Consider the following 16,648-nt stretch of genomic DNA (forward strand, 5'->3'; position numbering starts at 1 on the left):
GCTTTAGTTATTTTTCTTTTAACTAATCAAATCTTTTAATTGCTTCTTTTATTTTGTCTTTTGTGATACAAAGAGAAAAGCGAATATAACCTTCGCCATTACTACCAAATATGGTTCCTGGAGTTATGAACAAATCTTTTGTATACAATACATTATCTATAAATTCTTCTGATGACACACTGCCTTCTGGTAATTTTGCCCATACGAACAAGCCAACGGCATTTTTATCATATGTACACCCAAGCGTGTCTGCCAATTCAAAAATCAACTCTCTACGCTCACTATATACGGCATTCAAGTTCTCGAACCATTCATCGGTACTTTCTAATGCTGCTATGGCTCCTTTCTGAATTCCGTAGAACATACCAGAGTCCATATTACTCTTCACCTTTAAAATAGCATTGATATGCTCTTCGCTACCTAATACAAAACCTACACGCCAACCGGCCATGTTAAAGGTTTTGCTCAATGAATTCAATTCTAAACACACCTCTTTTGCATTCGGTATACTCAAAATACTCGCAGGTTCGTCATTTAAGACAAAACTATACGGATTGTCGTTTACTAACAGAATATCATGCTGCTTCGCAAAGTCTACTATTTTCACAAACTGCTCTTTAGTTGCCGAAGCACCTGTTGGCATATGTGGGTAACTCAACCACATAATCTTTACCTTAGATAAATCTTGCTTTGCCAATGCCTCTAGGTCTGGAAACCAGCCATTATCTTCTGTCAAATCATAATATGTAGGCACTGCACCTACCAAATTAGTTACAGAAGTGTACGTTGGGTATCCCGGATTAGGAATTAAAACCTCATCTCCTTCATTCAAAAAAGAAAGGCTAATATGCATTATACCTTCTTTTGATCCCATTAATGGTAAAATCTCAGTATCAGGGTTGGCATCAACATTAAACCTGTTCTTATAAAAATCAGCAATTGCACCTCTTAACTGAGGTAACCCTTGGTAACTTTGATATTGATGTGCACCGTTTTCTAATACCGCGTTCTGTATTGCATTTAATACTTCTTGAGACGGAGTCAGATCCGGACTACCAATACCCATATTTATGATTGGTTTACCTTGTGCCATTAAGCCGCGTACCTCTCTCAACTTTTTTGAGAAGTAGTATTCCTGTATGGTATTTAACCTTTCGGCTGTACGTATCATTGTCTTACATTTTTATATTCGCCCAAAACTTTAAAGTCTTCTGACATGATGTTCAATAGACTTTTAGCCTTAGTAAAATCTGCATAATCGGTAAAAGTAACATCCACAAAAAATGCATATTTCCATGGTGTTTCTATTACTGGTAACGACTGTATTTTTGTCAAATTCAATCTACAATCGCTCATAACATTAAGCACAGCCGCTAAACTTCCCCTTTTATGGTCGGTTATGAACCGTAATGAAGCCTTTGTAATATCAGCCTCTGGCAACACATTATTTTTTATCTCTACAATGATAAAACGAGTAGCGTTATTTTGTATCGTCTGTATGTCATTCGCTACGATGTCCAACCCATATAATTCTGCCGCGACTTGAGGTGCAATAGCGGCTACATGCTTTAATTTCTTCTCTTGAATACGTTTAGCCGTCTCTGCTGTATCAACATCTTCTACCAGTTTTATATGTGGATATTGTTTAAAATATTCTTTACACTGCAACAAAGCCATCGGGTGGGAACTGACCTCTGTTATATCTTCAATTTTCTGCCCCTTCAACATCATTAAATTATGATGAATATTTAAGTAATACTCACCTATAATGTGCAAGTTATTATGATTGACCAATGCATAATTCGGTATTATTGAACCCGCAATGCTATTCTCGATTGCCATAACCCCTTGATCCGCTTCATTAGACAATAACTTGTCTACCAAAGCATCGAAAGAAAGACATTCTACCAACTCGATATCGTCACCAAAACAATCTTTTGCTACCTGATGATGGTTGCTTCCCTTAATTCCCTGTATGGCTATTTTTAAACTCATAATTCACATTTCAACTTTCTGCAACACCCTTCGACTACGTTCAGGATGAATTCAATTTTTGAACAAAAAAAAAGTTCCGATATATATCGGAACTTAGATTCTATTTTATATTTAAAATATACTACAACAGTCCCGTACCTCTCTTAAAAAAGAAGTAAAAATAAAAACCGTTCCAGAAATATTGTTTTGTCATTGTGCTTGTAAACTTTGGCTAAAGTAGTAATTATATTTAAAAATGGATGTTTTCCTTTTTATTATTTTAAAAAAATCAATTTCTATCTCAAAAAGCGAAGGTTTTGTGTTAAAAATTGAATGAAATATGAATTACTATTAGAAATAAAAAAAGACCTCTAGAAAGAGGTCTTTTGAATAAGTTAAAGGACACTACTTTATTTTTTACTGAAAAAATATTCGTAAAGATATGTTTCACCAGAAAATGTATCTGATTCAGAAATGATCAATTCACTAGGTGAAAGACTAATTTCACCTTCTAACAATAAATAACCATCTGGCTCTGCATCAGTATAAGTTTCACCATCTTCAGTTTCAGTATATTCAAATTCTACCAAGGTCAAAATACCCTCCTCTTCGTTAAAAGCCCAGTTACCTGTTGAAGTATAAGATTCTCCACCATCTTCTTCATATACAACTTCGCATGCTTCATTAGATGCAGTGTAATCCAAACTTTTATAATCAGATTCTTGGCTAAAGAAATAGGTTCCGTTTTCATTAAATGTTATTGCTAGTTCGTTAAGTGCATAGCATTCATCCAATTCAACATCTACTTGATTTCCATTTTCACAGTATAATGTAGAGTCGTAGCTCTCACATGACTCCTCACCCACTTCAATTGTTTCTCCGTTATCAATTTGCTTTGTAAAATCCCATTCACCTACAAGATTTACATTACCTCCCCAAGATTCAACTGTTACACAAACTTCTACTGGCTGACTAATATTACCTTGGTTGTCATAAACACAAATAGCATAACAGAATGTACCGGCAGGAATAGCGTTAGAAAAATTAACATCTATTACCGTATCTTCATCTTTTTGAGTAGATGCTTCTTTTTTAGCGAAAATATCTTTTCTTTCTTTTGATAAAAATTTACCTCCGTAATAAGTTTCCGTTGCACTTGAAGGTACATCTATATAACTATCAGCCATTCCGTTTTCATCAAACAACTGAATATATGCTCCAGCAAAATCTGTTGGTGCATCAAATATTATTTCAAATCCATGATCTTGAAATGCAGTTTGAGTAGTATAATCTAAGCTGAAATCTACACCTCCTGTTGGCGTTACCCCGCCATCATTCATTGTTGCCCCATCTATTACTATACCAGAAGAGGTTGCATTTACATCTAATAAAACTTCTTCTTTTACATTAACTCCATCTGGATCAATATCACCAGAGAGGCTTTCATTACTATCATCATTTGAACAAGAAAAAATGATAAGACTTAAAAAGAACAGGATAAATAAATTCGGTTTTTTCATAATTACGATTGGTTGTTTGTTAATATTTACATTACAAATATTAAGCACTAACTGAAAAAAGAAGTCAAAATTGTAGCAGTATCACATTTAGCAGGAATGGTAACTTTTTATTAAAGTTTATTTTGCACTTAAAATACTATCAATAACAGCATCCAAATCTTCTTGTATTTTAGGATCTGTACAATTAATAAAAATTGAAAAAACAAGTTGCTCTTTGGGGTAGACAAAGAAATTAGCATACCCTCCTACTCCGTTACCAACATGCCCAAAGAACTTTCTGCCTTTTGCATCTTCGCTTACCTGCCAACCTAAACCGTAGTACGTAGAATTACCATCAACTTGCTGAGCGGTTAAAAATTGATTTAGAATAGCCTCTTTGACATTAACTTTCTTATCTAAAAATGCTTGTCCGAATTTTGCGATGTCCTCTGACGTAGATAAATAACCACCGCCAGCTAATTTGTAAAAATTATCTACAGGTATCGCCTTTCTAAATCCTGAAATGCTCTTTGTGTAAAATGCAGTAACAAGGTTTTGCTCCTTCAATGCCGAAATATCTTTTACCTCAAGAGCATCAGGGTTTTCACTACTGCCTTGTGAGTCTGACTCATAATAACATTGGGGACAATAAGTAGAATTCATCCCTAGCGGATTCAGCACCTTCTTTTGCACATATTCCTCAAACGGAATTCCGCTTGCTTCTTGCATTGCCGCAGAAATCATTGCCCAGTCAAAACTATTGTACAAATATTCGGTACCCGGTTCATATACCAAAGGATCATCTTTAAATACATTTAAACCTTCTTTTATTGACAAAGGTTCGTTCAATCCGTATTCCTTGCCTTTATAAACTCTTATGCCTGCTGTGTGACTAGCTAATTGACGAATAGTAAAATCCCATTCTTTCTTAGGATAATCTGGAAGATATGTATAGAAAGATTCCTCTAAATCTATAAGACCATCTTGCACCATATAAGCCAATGCTGTTGCAGCAATAGGCTTTGAGACACTAGCAATTCTAAAAATAGATTTTTTAGGGTCTACATATTGTTTCTCCTTAATATTGGCATACCCATACCCTTTTTGGAAAACTGACTTTCCCTCTTTTAAAACCGTAATTGCAATTCCGGGTACTTTATCTTCTATTATTAATTGTTGAAGTAGGTAATCTACTTTTACCAATCCTGTTAACTCAGTATCATCCGCCAAAATACGTTTAGCAGCAAACATGTTTTTCAGATATTTAAGTATAGGGTTCATTCCACAAAGATCAAGCGTCCGTTATACAATTCTTCAACATCCACTGTTGCCGGTCGGTTAAAACTCTGCAGGTCTCCTGGACCTCTTAAAACTCCAATTAAACTTTCTTGCGGATTTACTAAAATATCATTTGAACCTCTATGGTTAAAATTTACCCGCTGGGTTATCAGTTCTTCTGCCTCTACCCTAGAATCGCCTGCTGCAATGCTAATATTGAAGCTTTCAGCATTTCCTTTTAAATTGAAATATGATATTCCGTTGCTTGTAATACTTAAACTAGTAACGTCTAATTCTAAATTGAATTCCCCATCTGTAGTTTCTGCTTCTGGATCTGTAAAACTCTCTGACAGCAAGCTTAAACTTTCAAAAGCCAAAACTCCGTCACTTTGAACAGGAAAACCGGTACTACTACGAATACTGGTTAAATTTGGAGTGGTCACATAAACTACCGTGGTTCCATAATCACGTACATAATTACAGTCATTTGTATCTGTAAGCAGTAATCGCCCATCTTCCACCACTGCAGCTACTTCATTACGCAAATTTTCACCGGTTTCAATTTCTACTTTTTGTGTATCTCCTTGTTTAATAATTAGAGCTACATTCTCAAAAACTGTTATTGAAGAGAACTCGGCAACCGAAACTTCTTGTCTCATAATCTCACCAGCACTTTGAAAACAATCCGAAGCATTTTCAGAATCACAAGAAATAAATAGGGAAACCAAAATTACCGTCAAGACTATAAGGTCTCGACTGCGCTCGACCAGACAACTAAGTGAATTATTTATCATTTTTATCATCTTATAATCGTATTCCTATCCCGAATTCTACTGCTTCTGCTTTTGCTCCGTGAGACTTTAAGGTAACTGCCCCAAATATCTTTTCTCCAAAATAACGTTTTAACCCTACACGTAAATATGTACGCCCTTCAAAATCAAACGGATAATAAACATAATAACCGAACTGAGAAATTACCGACGTTCTATTTATGAACAACTCATGCCCAGCAAAAACACCTACTCTTTTATAATCGTCATCTGCATCAACACCATTTTCTGGAAAAGCTATACTTTGATAGCGAATCAACTCCTTTAAAAAGTTCGAGAAATAGGCATCTACCCCAAATTGTAACGCACTTTTTCTTCCTACCCTTTTATCGGCATAGGCAGAGAGTACAACAAACCCGTACTGACCAGAATCAATAACATCACTTTCATTTATACCTGTTCTTAAAGCAAAATTGTAACGTAAAGGCTCTGTAACTTTTTCTTTTTCTCGATGTATATATTCTATTTCTTTACCTCCATCTAAATCGTATACAACACCGGCATTGAAAGCCAAGGTATTGGTCGAGGTATTCGGAGCCCTAAAATTAGCATTTGAATAATGTATTAAAGAGATACCAGCTTTGAATCCTAGTCCTTTAATAATATTCTCCTTATGATAATTGAACATTAAATACGTAGAACTTAATACATCTGATCCGTATGCGTTATTTCTAAAATTTGTTACTTTATCATACGGGTTAGTAGCATAAGAGACCCCTTGCCCAACGCGAAGCTGCACGTTACGCTTAAAAAGATAAAAATTGTAATGAGCGTAAAGTCCGTAATTATCACCTAATGTACTATTATTAGAATTCTGATATATGAAAGAATATCCAAAATCAGGATAATTATACAACTCCTCCCACTCATTTAAGCCATAAGTTTTTCGGTTATAGCTCAAAATCACTCCCGCAGGATGCGAAGTTATCAAATGCGATATATCTGGATTATGCAGAATGATAGACCCGTAGAATTGACTAGCATCTAGGGTATACTTTTTTTGCTCACCAGATTCTTGTGCGAAACAACAACTTACTGAAATCAGTAAAATGGATAGAAACTTAAAATTCATCGGGGGCAAAAATAGTTATAAGTACGAAGTACCATATACAAAGTACAAAGTTCTTTCTTACAAATTATGTGATTACAAAAGTAACAATGTCACTTCGAGTGAATTTATGAGGTACGAATAAATTTTTATCGAGAAGCTGTCATGTTCCAAAGATTCTCGATACATTTTTACATCTCCGTTACTCTACGATATAAAAACACTCGAACTGACAAACTAGCTTCACGGAAACTAAAACAGTGCCTCCGCTATCGCCTTAATATTATCAGATTTCCCCATAGAGTAGTAATGCAACACAGGCACACCAGCAGCTTTCAGCTCTTTAGATTGCTGAATTGCCCATTCAATACCTACTTTACGCACATCTCTATTGGTTGCACAACCATCTACCGCTTCTATTAAATCTTGTGGCATATCAATTCTAAATACCTGTGGTAATAATTGCATATGTCTTTTAACTGCAATAGGCTTTATTCCCGGAATAATTGGTACGGTAATTCCCATACTTTTTGCAGCTTCTACAAACTCAAAATACTTTTTATTATCGAAGAACATTTGTGTTACCACATAATCGGCACCTGCATCTACTTTTTCTTTCAATCGTTTTAAATCTGATTGTAATGAAGGTGATTCTAAGTGCTTCTCCGGATAACCCGCCACACCGATACAAAAATCGCTACAGTGTTCGCTTTCTATTGTTTCATGCAGATACTTACCGCAATTTAATTCTTGAATTTGTTTTACCAAGTCAATCGCAAAAGGGTGTCCGCCATCGGTAGGTTCAAAATATTTTTGCTCGCTACGGGCATCACCACGTAAAGCCATTACATTTTGTATACCTAAATAATGACAATCTACCAACATGTACTCGGTCTCTTCTTTTGTAAAACCACCACAAATTACGTGAGGTACCGTATCAACGTCATATTTATGCTGTATAGAGGCACAAATACCCACAGTACCTGGTCTCATACGTGTAGTCTTCTTATCTAAAAGACCCTCTTTTTTAATATAAATAGTTTCTTCACGAGATGTGGTCACATCAATAAACGGAGGTTTAAATTCCATTAATGGGTCAATATTATTATACAATTCTTGAATATTTTTACCCTTTACCGGAGGCACTATTTCAAATGAAAAAAGTGTCTTTCCGTTTGCATTAATGATATGGTCTGTTACTTTCATATGCTATACTATTACTCTTTTTGTGAGCAGACCTCAATGAGGCATTATTAGTTATAATTTAATTATTGTGGCGTTCGAGCGGGCTTTCAGCTTTATTTTTTCTATTTAAAAACTTTAGCAAAACTTCATCCTCACTGCTAAAATAGAAAAAGATGCCGCTTCAATCCCTAACGCACTAGTCAACTATATTCGGTGCCAACCATCTTTCGGCATCCTCCAATGGCATGCCTTTTCGTTCGGCAAAATCTTTAACCTGATCATCTTTTATTTTTCCTAATCCGAAATAACGTGCCTGCGGATTTCCAAAATAATACCCACTTACAGATGCTGCTGGCCACATAGCCAAACTATCCGTCAGTTCAACACCAATAGTCTCTTTTACATTTAAAATATCCCAAATAGTCAATTTCTCTAAGTGATCAGGACAAGCAGGATACCCTGGTGCAGGACGAATTCCTTTATAAGATTCCTTAATTAAATCTTCATTGCTTAACTCTTCATTTGCCGCATAGCCCCAGTGTTTCAGCCGGACTTCCTTATGCAAATATTCTGCGAAAGCTTCTGCCAATCTATCCGCTAAAGCCTTTACCATAATGGAATTATAGTCATCTAAATCGGCTTCATATTTTGCCGCTAATTCCGCAGTACCAAAACCTGTAGACACACAGAAACAACCCATGTAATCTTGTTTTCCAGATTCTTTCGGTGCTATAAAATCTGCCAGAGCATAATCTGCTACACCTTCTCTACGCTCTAATTGTTGGCGTAAGGTTCTAAAAGTATACTGCTCTTTATCTCGCCCTTGGACTGCGTTCAAGGTGACATCAATATCGTCATCGTTGACGGAGTTTGCAGGAAAGAGTCCAAAAATACCTTTTGCCTTTAATTTCTTCTCAGAAATAATGGTATTTAGCATTTCTTGAGCATCTGCAAATAACTCAGTTGCTTGAACACCTACAACATCATCAGTTAATATTGCGGGGTATTTACCATGTAATTCCCAACTTCTAAAAAATGGAGTCCAATCTATAAAAGGCAGCAAAAGATTTAAATCTAAATCATCAATTACTTGAATACCTAAGGTATTCGGTTTAACTATCTCAGACGTTTTCCAATCTATTTTAAACTTGTTTCTACGTGCCGCAGAAATAGGCTTATATGTTTTGCTTGATGAACGATTTAAGAACTTCTCCCTAAATACATCATAATCATCTTTAATACTCTTTTTGTAACCTTGTGATGTTTCTTCTTTAAGTAAATCTCCCACAACGGTTACCGCCCTAGAGGCATCGTTTACATGGACTACCGCTTCACTGTACTGGGTATCTATCTTTACGGCCGTATGCGCTTTACTTGTTGTAGCACCACCAATTAACAGTGGAAATTTAAATTTCTTACGCTCCATTTCTTTTGCTAAATGAACCATTTCATCTAGAGATGGCGTAATCAATCCGCTAAGTCCTATTATATCTACATTATGCTCAATAGCAGCTGCAATTATTTTTTCAGGCGGTACCATTACCCCTAAATCAACAATCTCATAATTATTACACGCAAGCACCACGCTTACAATATTTTTACCAATATCATGAACGTCGCCCTTTACGGTTGCCATTAAAATTTTACCTGCACCCTTATCATCACCTTCCTGTGGATTAAGCAATTTCTCTTCTTCAATATATGGTAATAAATAGGCTACCGCTTTTTTCATTACACGGGCAGATTTTACCACCTGTGGCAAGAACATTTTTCCGCTTCCGAATAAATCACCCACTACATTCATACCGGTCATTAAATTACCTTCAATAACCTCAATTGGCTTACTTGCGGCAAGCCTAGCTTCTTCTATATCTTCAATTATATATTGGTCAATACCTTTTACCAACGCTCGTGTTATTCTATTTTGTAATGGTTCTTCTCTCCATGATAAGTCTACCTTACTTTCCTTTGTTTTACCTACTACAGATTCTGCAAAATCAAGTAAGCGCTCTGTTGCATCGTCTCTTCTATTCAGAATAACATCTTCAACACGCTCTAATAAATCTTTAGGAATATCATCATAAACCTCAAGCATACTAGGATTTACGATACCCATGTTCATACCTGCTTTTATTGCATGATATAAAAATACCGAGTGCATTGCCTCACGAACCGGGTTGTTACCCCTAAAAGAGAAAGAAACATTACTTACCCCACCACTAACACTGGCATGTGGCAAGTTTTCACGCACCCATCTTGTTGCTTCAATAAAATCGATGGCATTCAGTTTATGCTCATCCATACCTGTAGCAACAGGGAAAATATTTAAATCGAAAATAATATCTTCTGGCGCAAAATTTACTTTGTTCACTAAAACATCATACGAACGCTTGGCTATCTCAATACGTCGGTCATAATTATCTGCTTGACCTACCTCATCGAACGCCATGACAATAACCGCCGCACCATATCGCTTTATCAATTTGGCATGGTGTAAAAACTGTTCTTCTCCTTCTTTTAAACTGATAGAGTTTACCACACATTTACCCTGAACTACTTGCAGACCCGCCTCAATAATTTCCCATTTAGAGCTATCAATCATAATGGGAACACGAGAAATATCTGGCTCGGCAATAACTAGATTCAAAAATTTGACCATGGCTTCCTTACCATCAATCAAACCATCATCCATATTAATATCAATAACTTGGGCTCCATTCTCTACCTGCTCTCTAGCAACAGCTAATGCTTCTTCAAACTTCTGTTCTTTTACAAGACGTAGAAACTTTTTTGAACCAGCAACGTTTGTCCGTTCACCAACGTTGATAAAGTTGGTTTCGGGAGTGACTATTAAGGGTTCTAATCCGCTCAACCGTAGATATCTGGTTGTTGGTTGTTGGTTGTTGGTTGTTAGTATTTCAGACCTATTGCTCATTTAATCTATATCACTTTTTAAAATAATTGATAAATCCATTTACCAATTTCTTACAGCTAATAATTCTCTTATTAATAGCTTTAAAATCATCATTCTCAATATAATTCAAATCAAGGGCTATATAAATTTGAGTTTCCAACTCATACAATGAACCTCTTAAAATATGTAAAAACTGTATCGTGTCAGCAGCTGTCCTTCTCCCGCATCCTTCTGCTATGTTAGAAGGAATAGATACAGCACATCGCCTAAGTTGATTAGTAAGTCCATAAATCTCTTCTTTTGGAAACGACTTGGTCAAAGTATAAATATCCTTCACAAGAATTCTTGACTCCTTCCAAACATCCAATTCTGTATAGACTTTCATAGTATTACTATTTCTTTATCCAACAACTAACAACCGACAACCAACAACTAAAATTGACGCGGAGCAAAATTTTCCACTACTTCTGCTATCGCCGTAATATGCTCAGGCGTTGTTCCACAACAACCACCTACTATATTTACTAATCCTTTTTCTGCGTATTCTTTAATTTGTTCTGCCATTTGATCAGGAGTCTCATCGTACTCTCCGAATGCATTTGGTAGTCCTGCATTGGGGTGTGCCGAAACCGCATGCTCACTTTTGGTTGACAGTACCTCTAGATGCGGAACCAATTGATTCGCACCTAAAGCACAATTAAACCCGACTGATAAAATCGGAATATGAGATATCGATATTAGAAATGCTTCTGCGGTTTGACCAGATAACGTTCTACCTGATGCATCGGTTATTGTACCGCTCACCATTATAGGAACATCAATATTTCGTTCTTCTTTTACTTCTTCAATAGCGAACAAAGCAGCTTTTGCATTCAGCGTATCAAAAATAGTTTCTACCAAAAGTAAATCTGAACCACCATCTAACAAGGCTTCTACTTGTTGTTTATATGCTATACGTAACTCATCAAAAGAAACTGCTCTATATCCCGGATCGTTTACATCAGGAGACATACTTGCCGTTTTATTCGTAGGTCCTATACTACCGGCTACAAATCTTGGCTTATTCGGTTCTTTAGCCGTGAATTCATCTGCTACCATTTTAGCGATACGTGCAGACTCATAATTCAACTCGTACACCAAGTCTTCCATGTAATAATCTGCCATAGCGATAGTAGTACCTGAAAATGTATTGGTCTCTACGATATCGGCACCTGCAGCGAAGTATTTACGATGAACCTCAGCAATTGCTTCAGGCTGAGTTAGAGACAATAAATCATTATTGCCTTGTAAAGGGTGTTCCCATTCTTTAAAACGCTCTCCCCTAAAATCTTCCTCAGTAAATTTATAGCGTTGTAGCATCGTACCCATGGCACCATCTAATATGAGAATTCGCTCTTTTAAAATTTCTTTTATATCCTTCATTTTACGTTGTAAAAAGATTCTACATTCAATAAAAAACTAATTCGAAATCAAGTAAGGAAAGTTAGGCTAGATGCCTTTTCTTAAGTTATCTGTCTTTTTTAATGCTATTTAAAATAACACATTCTGCAGAAGTAAGCAGAATAAAGATAGAATGTAGCACCTTCTTTTCCATATTGGAAAGGGTTGCCAAGGTTTCAATGGGTCTAGTCCCTCCACCTTTCTTGATAACGTTTCAATATATTTATGAACTAATTGCAAAGTAACGGCACAGTATGCTCTTATCCAAAACTTCAATAGGTTATTTAGTTAACGAAATTCTGGGGAATTGTCATAAAAAAACCTCTGAATCATTAAAGAACCAGAGGTTTCTGCCATATTACTTAAGTGTTTTATGCTATACTCTGTACTACTTCTTTCTTAGCTTCTTTCTTAGAACCATCAAATCCTTCGACTCCTCCAACGGTAGTATACTTCATTACATATCGCTTACCCGGATTAATTTGTTGGTATGCAAACTGACACATTACCGCAGCTTCATGAAAACCTGACAATATCAATTTTAATTTACCTTCGTATGTATTTACATCGCCAATAGCATATACTCCAGGTATGTTTGTTTGGTAATCTTTTGCATTGTTTACCTTAATCGCATTTTTATGAATATCTAAGCCCCAATCACCTATCGGACCTAATTTAGGTGATAAACCGAACAACGGAATAAAATTATCAACTTCTAAATACGTATCGTCTTTCTCTTTATCTGTATGTTTGATAACAACAGCTTCAAGATGATCTTTGCCATGCAATTCTTTAACCTCAGCTTTCGTTATCAATTTAATTTTACCCAACTTAGCTAACTCAGCAGCTTTTTCAACAGAATCTAAAGCTCCTCTAAATTCATCTCTTCTATGCACCAAAGTTACTTCTGAAGCTACATCGGTTAAAAATATAGCCCAGTCTAAAGCTGAATCTCCACCACCGGCAATCACCACTTTTTTATCTCGATATACTTCTGGATCCTTAATCATATAAGAAACACCGGTATCTTCAAAATTTACAATATTCGAGATAGGCGGTTTTCTTGGTTCAAAAGAACCTAACCCGCCTGCGATAACTACAACTGGCGCATTGTGCTGAGTTCCTTTATTTGTAGTTACTACAAAAGAACCATCTTCTAACTTATCTAAAGTCTCTGCTCTTTCACCCAAGGTAAACCCTGGCTCGAAAGGTTTAATTTGCTCCATTAAATTATCTACCAAAGTACCCGCCAAAATTTCTGGAAAAGCCGGAATATCATAAATAGGTTTCTTAGGATATATCTCTGAACACTGTCCGCCTGGCTGTGGCAATGCATCTATTAAATGCGTTTTTAATTTTAATAATCCTGCTTCAAACACCGTAAATAATCCGGTTGGTCCCGCTCCTATAATGAGCATATCTGTTTTAATCATAATCTTCTTTTTAGTAAAAAGTAATTAGTACAAAGTTGACATCATACTATACAACTACTTTTTAGCTTCTTTTTATTTCACTTAGTTTATGTACTATATACTTCCTATTATGAGGTTTTGACTTCGCTCAAACTAACATTTTCTTTTGAATACTGATTTTTCGCTGCTACTAATGCTTCGCGATGTTTTACCACTTCACCTATAATAATGATTGCAGGATTCGATAATTCTTCTTTTTCCACAACCTCAGCTATAGTTTCAATAGTCGCTATACCTACTTTTTCATTTTTACGAGTTCCGTTTTGAATAATGGCTATTGGCATTTCTGCTTTGCCCTCACCTTTAAACAGCTCTACTATTTGGGGTAGTTTTGACATTCCCATTAATATCACCACCGTTGCGCTACTTTTTGCAGCTAAAGCAACATCTGTTGATAGCCTATGTTCTTTGGTAGTGCCTGTTATTACCCAAAAACTTTCTGATACCCCTCTTTTTGTTACTGGAATATTCTGATAAGCCGGCACACTTAAACTTGAAGAAATACCTGGCACCATGGCCACTTCTAAACCATGTGAAGCTGCATATTCCATCTCTTCTGAACCACGACCAAATACAAAAGGATCTCCGCCTTTTAATCTTACCACGTGTCCGTCAGAGTTTGCCCTGCTAACAATCAACTCATTTATTTGTTCCTGCTGATATGCATAGCATCCTTTGCGCTTACCCACAAAAATCAACTCTGCATTATTGGCATACTTCAGCAACTCTTCGTTAACCAAAGCATCATACAAAACCACATCGGCATTTTCAAGAGTTTTAATTGCTTTTAAAGTGATGAGCTCAATATCACCAGGTCCTGCACCAACAACAGTCAACCTCCCTTGACTCTGCGAGGGAGTATCAACTATTGAATTGATTGTTTTTTGATTGGATAGATTATTAGTATGCATGTTATGCTTCTGCTAATTCTTGTTCTCTAAACTTTGCAACCGTTTCTAAGAATACTTTAGCATCCTTTATATAAGACTCGGCAAATTCTTTTGTTGGTTCATTCTGATTCAATTGAAGTACCAATTTTTCGAATCCGCCCGCAACAGCAATTCTACCATCGGCAACAAACTTCTCATCAAAATCTTTAATGATACTTACATGCGTATTCACTTTTGTATTCTCTGAGGTTAACATCGCTTTCGCTGAATTTACCATTGAAGAATATGCGTGGTAGATACTTGCAGACCATTTCTCTGCATCGAACATATCTTGTGCATTCTGTATTTTCTCTTCACTTTCAAAAAGAAGCGTTGCTATTAAATCAATAACCACACCTGCACATTCACCTACTCCAATTGCTTTTTCATAACGTTCTGTATTTCCCCAGTCGATAAAATCTTCCGCCGTTAAATCATCTACAGATGATAGTGGTGTCAGAAAATCGTAGAAATACATTTGCCCTTTTTCCGCATAGTAATCTGGGAACGACAATTCGCCACCGTTAGCATCAAAATCATTCAAAATTAAACGTAATGCTTCAGGTCCTCTTTTACTTGGCACCTTTACTACTTTATCAGCAAAACGACCTTGACCGTTACCATCTGTGCTGCCGCCTAACAATACTTGTAATGCCGGAGCAACTAATTTATCTTTTGTACGAACGGACATTCCTTGGAAACCAATATTTGCCATATTGTGTTGACCACATGCGTTCATACAACCACTGATTTTTATAACAACATCTTCGTTATTGATATAATCAGGGTATTCTGTTTTTATAACTCGTTCTAGTTCTTCTGCAATACCTGTACTACTTGCTATACCTAAGTTACAGGTATCTGTACCTGGGCAAGCTGTAATATCTAGTGCTTTATTGTAACCCGCTTCTGCAAAACCTAATTTCTTTAATTCCGTATAGAAAAATTCAACATTCTCTTCTTTTACAAACGGAATCAAAATATTTTGACGTAATGACAACCTTAACTCACCTGCTGCATATTTCTGTACCAGGTTCGCTAACAAACGTGCTTTATCCGTATAGAAATCTCCTAATAAAACTTTTATACCCAAAGCAACATAACCTGGTTGTTTCTGCGGAACAACATTAGTTAATTTCCACTTTTCAAATTCCTTTGAATCTGCTATTTCAACTGCAGGAACTTTTAAATCTGAAACTTTAGTTTTCGGATAGTCTTCTGGATCAATAGGAAAAGTATCAAAAGGCACAGCCGTTTTCTCAGCAGCCAATAATTCTTTGAACCCGTCCAAGCCTAAATCTTTCAATAAGAACTTCATTCTTGCCTTTGCTCTACTCTTACGCTCACCGTAGCGATCAAAAACACGTATTACCGTTTCCATTAACGGAATGATCTGATCTGCAGGCAAGAAACTATATAATTCATCTGCATGTCTTGGCTGAGAACCTAAACCGCCACCTAACATCACTTTAAAACCTACTTCTCCATTTTCGATTTTGGCGATAAAACCTAAATCATGCATGTATGATAATCCGGTATCAGCATCACTTGCCGAGAAAGAAACCTTGAACTTACGTCCCATTTCTTGACTTACAGGATTTCTAAGGAAATACTGAAATAATGCATGTGCATACGGTGAAACATCGAAAGGCTCATCGACATCTACACCCGCAGTTTCACTAGCCGTTACATTACGTACGGTGTTACCACAAGCTTCTCTTAACGTGATATCGTCTTTCTCAAGTTCCGACCATAACTCTGGAGTCCTGTTCAAATCTACATAGTGAATTTGAATATCTTGACGTGTAGTAATGTGCAATCTACCTGTAGAATACTCGTCAGACACATCGCAAATACGAAGCAATTGCTGAGAAGTCACCTTACCATATGGCAATTTTATACGGATCATTTGAACGCCTTCTTGACGCTGACCGTATACCCCACGAGCTAAACGAAGGCTTCTAAATTTCTCTTCATCTAATTTGCCGCCATGGAACTCATGAATCTTGCGTTCCAATTCTAAAATATCATTCGCAACTACTTGATTCTCTATCTCTGTTCTAAAACTCTGCATCGTTC

Annotated in this window: 13 protein-coding genes and 1 riboswitch; all 13 genes read right to left on the minus strand. The window is 36.3% G+C overall.

Annotated features, from left to right (window positions below; genetic code table 11):
• Positions 1-22: 22 nt before the first annotated feature.
• Positions 23-1,171: a pyridoxal phosphate-dependent aminotransferase gene (locus Q4500_RS14190; RefSeq protein ID WP_303600294.1), complete on the minus strand. Its 1,149-nt coding sequence runs from the start codon at positions 1,169-1,171 to the stop codon at positions 23-25.
• Complete coding sequence (locus Q4500_RS14195) at positions 1,168-1,995, minus strand: prephenate dehydratase (RefSeq protein WP_303600295.1); 828 nt, start codon at positions 1,993-1,995, stop codon at positions 1,168-1,170. The genes Q4500_RS14190 and Q4500_RS14195 overlap by 4 nt, the downstream gene beginning before the upstream one ends.
• 389 nt (positions 1,996-2,384) lie before the next feature.
• A complete protein-coding gene (locus Q4500_RS14200; RefSeq protein ID WP_303600296.1) occupies positions 2,385-3,494 on the minus strand; it encodes a hypothetical protein in 1,110 nt (369 codons plus the stop codon).
• Between the two features lie 117 nt (positions 3,495-3,611).
• Positions 3,612-4,754 carry a serine hydrolase gene (locus Q4500_RS14205; protein ID WP_303600297.1) on the minus strand — a complete coding sequence of 381 codons (1,143 nt, stop codon included), beginning with the start codon at positions 4,752-4,754 and terminating at the stop codon, positions 3,612-3,614.
• Entirely contained in the window at positions 4,751-5,545 is a 795-nt protein-coding gene (locus Q4500_RS14210; RefSeq protein WP_303600298.1) for a head GIN domain-containing protein, read from the minus strand. Before Q4500_RS14210 ends, Q4500_RS14205 begins: the two co-directional genes overlap by 4 nt.
• A 10-nt stretch (positions 5,546-5,555) precedes the next feature.
• Positions 5,556-6,653: an acyloxyacyl hydrolase gene (locus Q4500_RS14215; RefSeq protein ID WP_303600299.1), complete on the minus strand. Its 1,098-nt coding sequence runs from the start codon at positions 6,651-6,653 to the stop codon at positions 5,556-5,558.
• Positions 6,654-6,881: 228 nt separating this feature from the next.
• Positions 6,882-7,835 carry a methylenetetrahydrofolate reductase [NAD(P)H] gene (gene metF / locus Q4500_RS14220; protein WP_303600300.1) on the minus strand — a complete coding sequence of 318 codons (954 nt, stop codon included), beginning with the start codon at positions 7,833-7,835 and terminating at the stop codon, positions 6,882-6,884.
• 175 nt (positions 7,836-8,010) lie between these two features.
• Entirely contained in the window at positions 8,011-10,749 is a 2,739-nt protein-coding gene (gene metH, locus Q4500_RS14225) for a methionine synthase (RefSeq protein ID WP_303600301.1), read from the minus strand.
• Positions 10,750-10,759: 10 nt separating this feature from the next.
• On the minus strand, positions 10,760-11,113 hold the full coding sequence (locus Q4500_RS14230) for a four helix bundle protein (RefSeq protein WP_303600302.1): 354 nt from the start codon (positions 11,111-11,113) through the stop codon (positions 10,760-10,762).
• Positions 11,114-11,160: 47 nt separating this feature from the next.
• Positions 11,161-12,150: a homocysteine S-methyltransferase family protein gene (locus tag Q4500_RS14235; protein WP_303600303.1), complete on the minus strand. Its 990-nt coding sequence runs from the start codon at positions 12,148-12,150 to the stop codon at positions 11,161-11,163.
• Positions 12,151-12,268: 118 nt separating this feature from the next.
• Positions 12,269-12,381: riboswitch (SAM riboswitch) on the minus strand.
• A gap of 158 nt (positions 12,382-12,539) precedes the next feature.
• Positions 12,540-13,601 carry an NAD(P)/FAD-dependent oxidoreductase gene (locus tag Q4500_RS14240; protein WP_299801028.1) on the minus strand — a complete coding sequence of 354 codons (1,062 nt, stop codon included), beginning with the start codon at positions 13,599-13,601 and terminating at the stop codon, positions 12,540-12,542.
• A 107-nt stretch (positions 13,602-13,708) separates the two neighbouring features.
• Positions 13,709-14,551: a uroporphyrinogen-III C-methyltransferase gene (cobA, locus tag Q4500_RS14245; RefSeq protein ID WP_303600304.1), complete on the minus strand. Its 843-nt coding sequence runs from the start codon at positions 14,549-14,551 to the stop codon at positions 13,709-13,711.
• A gap of 1 nt (position 14,552) precedes the next feature.
• A complete protein-coding gene (locus Q4500_RS14250) occupies positions 14,553-16,643 on the minus strand; it encodes a HEPN domain-containing protein (protein ID WP_303600305.1) in 2,091 nt (696 codons plus the stop codon).
• Positions 16,644-16,648: the final 5 nt, after the last annotated feature.

It is taken from the genome of Maribacter sp. 1_MG-2023, from assembly GCF_030547005.1.
GTDB lineage: Bacteria > Bacteroidota > Bacteroidia > Flavobacteriales > Flavobacteriaceae > Maribacter.

What these genes read in the sequence shown, in the direction of transcription:
- Q4500_RS14190 (WP_303600294.1), bottom strand. Translation starts at nt 1,171, where the DNA reads ATGATACGTACAGCCGAAAGGTTAAATACCATACAGGAATACTACTTC.
- Q4500_RS14195 (WP_303600295.1), bottom strand. Translation starts at nt 1,995, where the DNA reads ATGAGTTTAAAAATAGCCATACAGGGAATTAAGGGAAGCAACCATCAT.
- Q4500_RS14200 (WP_303600296.1), bottom strand. Translation starts at nt 3,494, where the DNA reads ATGAAAAAACCGAATTTATTTATCCTGTTCTTTTTAAGTCTTATCATT.
- Q4500_RS14205 (WP_303600297.1), bottom strand. Translation starts at nt 4,754, where the DNA reads ATGAACCCTATACTTAAATATCTGAAAAACATGTTTGCTGCTAAACGT.
- Q4500_RS14210 (WP_303600298.1), bottom strand. Translation starts at nt 5,545, where the DNA reads ATGATAAATAATTCACTTAGTTGTCTGGTCGAGCGCAGTCGAGACCTT.
- Q4500_RS14215 (WP_303600299.1), bottom strand. Translation starts at nt 6,653, where the DNA reads ATGAATTTTAAGTTTCTATCCATTTTACTGATTTCAGTAAGTTGTTGT.
- metF (WP_303600300.1), bottom strand. Translation starts at nt 7,835, where the DNA reads ATGAAAGTAACAGACCATATCATTAATGCAAACGGAAAGACACTTTTT.
- metH (WP_303600301.1), bottom strand. Translation starts at nt 10,749, where the DNA reads ATGAGCAATAGGTCTGAAATACTAACAACCAACAACCAACAACCAACA.
- Q4500_RS14230 (WP_303600302.1), bottom strand. Translation starts at nt 11,113, where the DNA reads ATGAAAGTCTATACAGAATTGGATGTTTGGAAGGAGTCAAGAATTCTT.
- Q4500_RS14235 (WP_303600303.1), bottom strand. Translation starts at nt 12,150, where the DNA reads ATGAAGGATATAAAAGAAATTTTAAAAGAGCGAATTCTCATATTAGAT.
- Q4500_RS14240 (WP_299801028.1), bottom strand. Translation starts at nt 13,601, where the DNA reads ATGATTAAAACAGATATGCTCATTATAGGAGCGGGACCAACCGGATTA.
- cobA (WP_303600304.1), bottom strand. Translation starts at nt 14,551, where the DNA reads ATGCATACTAATAATCTATCCAATCAAAAAACAATCAATTCAATAGTT.
- Q4500_RS14250 (WP_303600305.1), bottom strand. Translation starts at nt 16,643, where the DNA reads ATGCAGAGTTTTAGAACAGAGATAGAGAATCAAGTAGTTGCGAATGAT.